The organism is Faecalibacterium sp. An192 (assembly GCF_002160175.1).
In the GTDB taxonomy this organism is placed as follows: Bacteria; Bacillota; Clostridia; order Oscillospirales; family Ruminococcaceae; genus Faecalibacterium.
On the sequence record NZ_NFKB01000131.1, the window covers coordinates 1 to 1,056 of the forward strand.

2 protein-coding genes are annotated in these 1,056 nt (G+C 43.6%); both read left to right on the forward strand.

The window, feature by feature from the left end:
- The first annotated feature begins 529 nt into the window (after positions 1 to 529).
- Positions 530 to 619, forward strand: coding sequence for a helix-turn-helix transcriptional regulator (locus B5F27_RS17520; RefSeq protein WP_343214659.1), 90 nt, complete (start codon positions 530 to 532; stop codon positions 617 to 619).
- 226 nt (positions 620 to 845) lie between these two features.
- On the forward strand, positions 846 to 977 hold the full coding sequence (locus tag B5F27_RS17450; protein ID WP_275533127.1) for a hypothetical protein: 132 nt from the start codon (positions 846 to 848) through the stop codon (positions 975 to 977).
- Positions 978 to 1,056 lie beyond the last annotated feature (79 nt).

Sequence of the window (1,056 nt, forward strand, 5' to 3'; positions counted from 1 at the left end):
AATAAGTTCCGTGATTCATTGTGAAGCATATTCATCATCTCCACATTTATCATACCACTGCTGTACAGTGCGGCGGTGACTTCACTCTATTTTCTGGGTTTGCTCTAAATGATACGATGATCATATCATGAAATAAAAGGCTTTACAAGCAGTGCATGCAAAAAACTCTCCCGCAGCCGCTTATCTAAAGATTGCCGCAGGAGAGTTTCTTGTTGAGATTAAATAAAATTATATTTCTTTATATATCTGTCAAACCGACCGAATGGATGATTTCAAGCATCGGAATTCATAAAAGCGTATCTCATACCAAAGTTAATAGGAGTAAAGAAGATTGTAAAATAAGTGTGCAGATGAGGTACAGCGATTACAAAAAGGAGGTATTTGCAGAAAACCCGGAAGTAAAGGAAGAGTATGACCGCCTGGCACCGCAGTACGAAGTGATTCGTGCAGCGATCGCCAGCCGGAAGGCTGCTGGACTGACTCAGAAACAGTTGGCTGAAAAGATGAGCACCAAGCAAACATCTCACGCATTGAAAACGGGAATACCAACCCTTCGTTGGAGTTTCTGCAAAAAATGGCGTCTTGTCTGGGCAAGACGCTGCACATCACCTTTGCGTGATGGCATGAGGCCGCATCGGGCAATCGGTGCGGTCTTTTCTATACCTGCTTGTTTTTTATGAAATTGGCGAATTTAACGATCCAGCATTAAACACGAGACTGTCCTATAATCTGCGAAAAACTCCTAAGAGGTATAGAATAGAAGCACCACACAAGAGGAATTACGTCTGGCCAGAAAGAATCGCAGCCCGGAAGAGAATGCCCGTCGAGAGAAGATCCGTGAACTTTTGCAGATGGTAAATATCGGCAGCATGGATGACATCCAGAACCTGTCCAAGGAAAGCATTGCCGAGTTCATGGAAAATGGTCTGGAAGCAGAACTGGATGAGGATCTAGAGCAAACCCAGAAAATAGAGTGAAGTCACCGCCGCACTGTACAGCAGTGGTATGATAAATGTGGAGATGATGAATATGCTTCACAATGAATCACGGAACTTA